Origin of the sequence: Frankia sp. R43, from assembly GCF_001306465.1 — a bacterium.
Lineage (GTDB): Bacteria > Actinomycetota > Actinomycetes > Frankiales > Frankiaceae > Parafrankia > Parafrankia irregularis.
Genome location: NZ_LFCW01000026.1, coordinates 1 through 6,747, shown reverse-complemented (window position 1 = coordinate 6,747; position 6,747 = coordinate 1). Strand labels below are relative to the sequence as shown.

Sequence of the window (6,747 nt, the reverse complement as noted above, 5' to 3'; positions counted from 1 at the left end):
CTGTAGGGAGGCCGGCGAAGATGTCCATTCGGGTGCCGTGATCGTGTCCACTGGGGGTTTCCCGTGCTTTCTTGGGGGCCGGGGTGGTTGTCCATTTCTTCGCTGTGCCTGTTCGTGTCGTCATGGGTGGCTGGTGGTGTCGTGGAGGATGTGGGCTTCTATCTGGAGGTGTAGTGCCTGTCCGAGTTCTGTGGGGCTGTCGAGGCGTCTGGGGTGGTGGCGGCGCATGAGGGTGCCGCCGCAGACGCGTTCGAGGTAGGTGAGCTGTTCGGAGAGGGAGGCGGGGGTGACGCCGGCTTCTTCGGCGGCTCTGGTGAGGTTGGAATGTCGGACGATCATCGTGAAGCGTTCGAGGCGGAGATGGGCTTGGTGGCCGGTGAGGGCGCTGCGTAGTGGTTCGGGTAGTTGGGAGGGGTGGGTTCCTGTGAGGGTGTGGATGTGGTGTGAGCCGCCGGATGGACGTAGCGGGATTCCGTGTTTCTCCGCGAAAGCCCGGAGGGTGCTGTAAACGCAGCCGATTTCGTCGGCGATGTCTGCGAGGGTGCGTTTCCAGGTGACGTATTGTTCGTGGAGCCAGGTGGGGTCGACGTAATGGATTCCGGGTTTGTGCTGCTGGCTGGTGTCGGGGTGGAGCGGGAGGATCGCTCCGGCGCGGTGGGTGGGATAGAGCGGGCGTGGCAGCGGGTGTAGCCGCACGGCTTGGCGGACGTGCTCTGTCGACATGTGGAGGGTTTCGGCGACCTGCTGCGGGGATCGGTGCTGGCGGGTGAGCAGGTCGTGGATGGGGGCGGGGTCGGTGTGTTCGAGATCGGCGCCGGGCCAGTCGTGGGTGTGGACCCAGTGCGCTGGCGGGGCCCAGCGCAGCGGCTCGTCGGTGACGCCGGCGTGGAGAAGCAGGGCGTGGGCGTGGCTGGTGAGATCGTCGGCGAGCGGCGCGGGCATCCCGAGGACGAACTCGTGGTAGGCGGGGCGTCGCGCGGGGTCGACGATCCGGTAGGGCGGTGAGGCGATGGCGAGGTTGCCGTCGGTGAGGAGTTCGTAGAGGTAGGAGCGGGCGAAATCGAGGCGGCGTCGGTGCCCGCGGCGCAGCTCCCCGGGGCCGAGGAAGCTTCTCCAGGTCGCGCGGTCGATCAGCTCGGTCGTGGCGGCGAGGTGACGGCGGCGCGTGTAGTCGATCGGGATGGGGTGGGTGTCGCAGGCCAGGGCGAGTTCGGTGAGGATGCGCAGCGTGGTGCTGCCGGCGGGGCCGCGGGTCAGTTTGCCGAGCTGGTGGGCGACGGTGCCGCCGGTGATCTGGTCGCTGACGAGGGCGGTGATCTGGTTGAGCCGCAGAGCGCTGTGGGGAAGCAGAAGCGCCGCGATCGCCGCGGGGCGGAAGGTCACCGGTTCGAGGGAGTCGTCGTCGAGGAGACGGATCGTCCAGACGGGCCAGAGCTGGTCGGGTAGGCGTGCGGCTCGCAGGACGGCCGGGTCCGGTTCGCCGCTGGTGGGGTCGGTGGTCGGGGGATGCAAGGTGGGCAGGGTGGTGGCGTGCCGGAGGCGTTCGATGGGACGCAGGAATCCGTCGCGGCTGTGCGCGATGCGGGTTGTCAGGCTGGGGCTGGCGGATTTCCAGGACTCGGGCACTGCCAGGGGCCGGGGCCCGGCCGAGTGGTGGGCGACCAGGGGCGCGAGGGGGTCGTCCGGGCGGCCAGCGGTGGGGGCGGTGAGCAGCTGGTAGGCGGTGAGCAGGGTGTCGGCCCGCAGGTCGCCCGCGACGGGTGTTCGCTGGCGGCGGGGGCGGTCGTTCGTCGCGATGTGGGCGGCGAGGATGGTCAGGTCGGTGAGCGTGGCGAGGGCTTCGTGCCGGGCGGTGGCGTCGGGTGGGAGGCGTAGCCGCGCGAGGCTGCGGTCGATCAGCTGCTGGGCGGTGTGGGCGGCGGCGGGATCGGCGCAGGTGGGGTGGGGGGGCTCGGTGAGGTCGAAGCCGCAGCGGGTGGTGGTCGCCGCGGCGGTGACGTGGCGGGTGCAATGACCGGGTGGTGTCCGTCCGGACGGGTGCCGGACGGGTTGGGTGGACCCGCAGCGCGGGCATCGGTCCGCGAGTGGCTGGCCGTGATCGAGGCAGAAGAACGTCCAGCGCAGCTGCCAGGCCAGGGCGAACCGGCCGGGATGTTCGGCCAGGCAAGTCGGGCAGAACCGGCTGGTGCGTCCCGCGGTCGCCGCGGTGCGCAGGGCGTCGGGGGTGCGCGGGGGCAGATCCGGGAGCGGAGGGTGGAACATCGCGGCGAAGGTCCGGGGGGTCAGACCGGTCGCGTCGGCGACCGTGAGCGGCGTGGTGACGGCCGGGGGCGGGTCGGCGGTGAGGCCGAGGGCGCGGGTGAGTTCGCTGGTGGTGACGCGCAGGCGCCGCGCGTAGGCGGTCGTCCAGCTCTCGAACGATTCCCCGGGCAGCGGTGTCAGGGTGAACGGGAGCCGGCGGGTCATGCCGCGCCCTCCCCGCCCAGGCGCGTGGTGGTCTGGCGGGCGGGCCGGCTGGTCAGCCGGCCCGCGCCGAGCGCGGCGTGCAGGTCACGGCGGGCTTTCTCCGCGGCCTCGTCGATGCGGACCGCGTCGAGCAGACCGGCGGTGAGGGTTTCCGCGCCGGTCCTGACGGCCCGGTAGCAGCCCCGGGCGATCAGGGACATCAGCGAGGCGAAGTGCCCGGAGCTGCGGGCGAACAGGTAGTCCGACAGGTCCTCGGCGACCGTTCCCCGGCCGAGTTCGGCGAGAACCAGGTCGCGTTCGATACCGAGGAGCAGGTTGCGCCAGGTGCGCCGCCCGGCCTCGCTGTGGATCTCGAACGGGGTCAGGGTGAGGACGTTCCACCGTCGCGCGGTCTGGGAGAACGCGGCGTCGGCGCCGGTCAGGCCCTCGGTGAGCAGCCCGCGGGCGCGTAGCCCCACCCCGACGAAGAAGAACGTCACCGGGAACGTGTTGGCGAGCCACTTGAAATGGTTGGCGACCTCCCGGCCATCGCGACGGTGGACGTCGAGGAAGTGCACGTCGTCGACGACGACGAGACGGGTCTTGCACCCGGCGACGCATTCGGCGGCGCGGTTCGCCAGGCGTGTCGCGGTGCCGCGGTCAGGGGCGGGCAGCGCGTAGAAGCGGCAGAGCATCGCGTTCAGGCTGCGGATCGTCGTGTTCGAGGTCAGCCCGAGGTAAACGACCGGCACCCGCTGCCACTGGCCGCCCGTGGCGGGAACCGTCGGCCCGTAGAGGTCGACCTGTTCGCGGTGGAAGGCGCGGGCGAACGCCAGCGCGGCGGTCGTCTTGCCCAGCCCGGGAAGCGCGTCGAGGACCGCGGCGGGTTTGACCTTCTCCCCGTCCTGCCGGTTCGATCCGCAGATCTCGTCGAGCTGCTCGAAGACGGTGTCCATGCCCGGGGTCGCGACGGGGCCGAGGTTGGCGTGCCAACGGGCACGGGTCTCGTTGTAACGCAGCCGGACGGTCCGCGACATCCCCGCGATCTCGCAGGCGCTGTGCCGCGGCGGGCGGGTCCTCGGCGGGGTGTCGACCATCGCGAACCAGCCGTCCTTGCATGACAGGTTCCAGTCCCGCTCGTCACGGTCGGACAGCACCGCGTCCGGGCGGTTCATGGCACGACCCTCAGCGCGTCGGCGTAGAACTCCTCGTCGGCGATCCTGGCCGGTTCGTCGGCGGCGGCGCCGTCCAGCTCACCGTCGCAGTCGTCGTCACCGGCCCGCCACGAACCCGCCGGTGTCCCGGCGGGTTCCAGCCCGGCGCTGACCGCCGGCAGCTCGCAGGCCGCCGCGAGGTCGCCGCCGACGGCGGCCTGCAACCGGGCCTGGCGCTGCTCGCTCGCGCGGATCGCCATCCGACGTTCGGCGGGATGACGCACGAGCCCCGCGTCCCACCGGTCCAGCAGGTCCGCCAGGGCGAGCCGGTCATCGACGTGACGGCCCTCGGCGAGCGCGAGGCGGCGGGCGTAGGCGAGCGTGTCCGCGGAGAACGGCATCCCGACACCGCCGGCGTGCTCCCAGACCAGCGTGTGCCAGCGCTGGTCGGCCGGGTCCTGGAAGTAGACCCGTGAGATGTCGTCAGTGTCGTAGCGCACCGGCCACTTGCCGGCGTGCCGACCGGTGAACGGGCTGAGCCGGTTGCGGTAGCCGCCCAGCACGGGGCCGTTGTAACGAAGCCCGTTGACCTCGATCCCGTAATGCTGGATGGTCCGCCAGGCGACCGGCAGAAGATCGAACACCAGATCCGTCCGCGCGGGCACCCGCAGCCGACCGGCCCGGACCAGACCGTGAGCGAACATCTCCGCCGGACACAGATCCAACCCCGGCACCGCCGGGTCCACCAGCCCGCCGTGCGGACGCCGGTGGTAGATCCCGACGATCCACTGGCGGATCACGGTCTCCAGCTCGTCGACGAAGAAGTAGGCGCAGCCCTGCGGATCCTTCCCACGGCTGTGGACATCCGGCCCCTTGTAGCCGGGCAACGCCGCCAGCAATCCTTCTCGCAGGGTCCGGAAGAACCGCTCCACCGGCGCCTTGTCAGTGGGGGTCAGCGGCCGGGCCGGCTGCACCGACACCCCGAGGCGCTGACACACCGACAGCAGATGCTCCGACAGGAAGATCTTGCCGTGGTCGACGACGATGCTCTCCGCGGCCACCCCCGGCAGCCCCGGCTCCGCCTCGACGACGACGGTGTCCGGCAGCCCCGCGTAGGGCAGCAGACCGCCGCCGCTGCCCCGGGCCGTGTCCACCACCAGCGACTCGTAGAGCACGACCGCCGCGTCGACGGACTTCGTCGACACCGGGGAGAGCCGCAGGCCGGTCACGCACCGCGAATACAGATCGAGCGCGACGGTCAGCTCGACCCGGACCCAGCGCAAGGTCAGCGGTTCCATCGCGAACACGTCCAACCCGGTGGTGTCCACCAGCACGTACTCACCCGGCCGGGTCGCGCGCAGCCGCCCGTAAGGCTGTGTCGGCCGGTTCGCGATCGACCGTTTCGCCGCCGTCGCGCCGGTGAACGCGTGGGTGGCCCGGGACAACTCCTCCAGCACCAGCCGGGCCCGCCGCCGCCCCGGCGCCCGCACCGATCCGGCGCCGTGCTCGGCGTCGAGCCGTGCCGCCACCCGTTCCAGCAGCAGCTGCCGGGTCGGCCGGCTGGCGTCGGTGTGTTCGTCGAGCACCAGCCGACACATCGCCAACCACCGCTCATCGACCCCGGTGAACGGATCGGCCAGCCGCACCATGCGCTGATCGACCAGCCCCGCGGCGCCCGCTGTCTGGACCGCGCGGACCCAGCGGCGCACCGTCCGGACGTCCACCCCCACCTCCGCGGCCTTCGCCGCGTAGCGGTCCATCAACGGCACCGCCATCTCGTAGGCCGCCCGCGGCTCACCGGCAGCCGCCAGCGTCACCGTTCCTGAGACGTAGCCGGTCAGCACCTCACGCACATGCCCGAGCCGCGCCAGCACCTCGGCGCGTCGCGGCCCGTCCAGGCTGTCCAGTACCGGCCCCAACGCCTCCATCGGCGCCACCGGCTCCCCGTCCGCCCCGAGCACCGAGGTCGCGGGATTCGCCAGCACCGTCGCCGTGTGCACCAGCTCCTCGCGGCCCTGCCCGTCACGCAGCCGCAGCCGCTGCGCTTCGATACCGACGACCGTGCGCATCTCGCCGTCGTGGACCAGCCTCGTCCCGATCGTCACCGTCACCGTCGCGCTCACACCACACGCTCCAGCACCGACACCGGCGACAACGGCCTGTCCAGATCGACGCGGAACACGCCCCGCCACACCAGATGCAGCAACGCCGGCCGGCACACCTCGACCGCGAACCGGCCCGCCAACCCGGCCTCCACCTCACCGAGAGCCACCCTCCCCGTGACCGTCCGATCGATCTCCTCGACGGCCTCGGCGTCGACCCGATCAGCACGCCGATAGGCCGCCAGGAACCGCACATTTCCCAGCACCGCCGCCGGCGCCCCCGACCAGACCTCATGGCACCAGCCGGCCCGCGTGAAAACCTGGCCCGCCCAGGCCAACGCTTCCGCGACCTTCTCCCTGGCCAGCTGCTCCGCCGGCTTCACATTGACCACGGTCACCAGCCCGCCCGGGTCCACCAGCAGAAAGTCCGGAACATGCCGCCGGAGCCGCCCATCCACCTCCGCGGTCAGGCAGAAAGGCTGCGCCGCGATTCCCACCACCGAACAATCGAAATCGGCGAGCAGGAGCCGGGCAAGCTCCAGCCGGCTTTCATAAACCACATGGCCCGCCATCGTCACCGACCAATACCAGCCCGAGTAGTGCGCCTGTCCCTGCCGCCATCGAAAAACCCGCCACGGACACCCAGCCACCGTCGCGGCAAGGTCAACCAGCGACAGATCCTCGTACGTCGACACCGCGCCAGTGGAATCCCTGACGCTCAATTGAGCATCAGTCACCATCGCTACCATCTCCCCAGATAGAAGACATGATCCCAACTGGCACGGTAGATCACTGGACATCAGTCCGGTCGCTGGACACGCTGCGGACAAACAGGACGCCAGTGCACAACGTCTCCGGTATCACGCAACCTAAATCCGCATAGAAATCTCCTTCCCTGCCCTGTTTCACGGGCTCGTCGAGGGCTTCCGTCGCCTTTGCCCCGGCTTGCCGTAGCCCCGGTAGTCCGCTGTGGACAGAACACCGGTCGTTGGACATCGACTGGACATATATCGCGGCCATTGGACATCTAGACCGGCGTCCCTACA

At 70.7% G+C, this 6,747-nt stretch carries 4 protein-coding genes; all 4 read right to left on the bottom strand.

The features are described 5' to 3' along the window. Positions 1-120: 120 nt before the first annotated feature. From ACG83_RS41400 to ACG83_RS41385, 4 genes are read right to left on the bottom strand one after another with little or no spacing between them, the layout of a single operon-like run. Positions 121-2,466 (bottom strand): TniQ family protein, encoded by a 2,346-nt coding sequence (locus ACG83_RS41400; protein ID WP_054571259.1) that lies wholly within the window; start codon positions 2,464-2,466, stop codon positions 121-123. Beyond that, positions 2,463-3,620 carry an ATP-binding protein gene (locus tag ACG83_RS41395; RefSeq protein WP_054571260.1) on the bottom strand — a complete coding sequence of 386 codons (1,158 nt, stop codon included), beginning with the start codon at positions 3,618-3,620 and terminating at the stop codon, positions 2,463-2,465. Before ACG83_RS41395 ends, ACG83_RS41400 begins: the two co-directional genes overlap by 4 nt. Further along, positions 3,617-5,722, bottom strand: coding sequence for a Mu transposase C-terminal domain-containing protein (locus tag ACG83_RS41390; protein WP_200931456.1), 2,106 nt, complete (start codon positions 5,720-5,722; stop codon positions 3,617-3,619). Before ACG83_RS41390 ends, ACG83_RS41395 begins: the two co-directional genes overlap by 4 nt. Beyond that, positions 5,719-6,351: a TnsA-like heteromeric transposase endonuclease subunit gene (locus ACG83_RS41385; RefSeq protein ID WP_369812962.1), complete on the bottom strand. Its 633-nt coding sequence runs from the start codon at positions 6,349-6,351 to the stop codon at positions 5,719-5,721. The genes ACG83_RS41390 and ACG83_RS41385 overlap by 4 nt, the downstream gene beginning before the upstream one ends. Between the last annotated feature and the right edge of the window lie 396 nt (positions 6,352-6,747).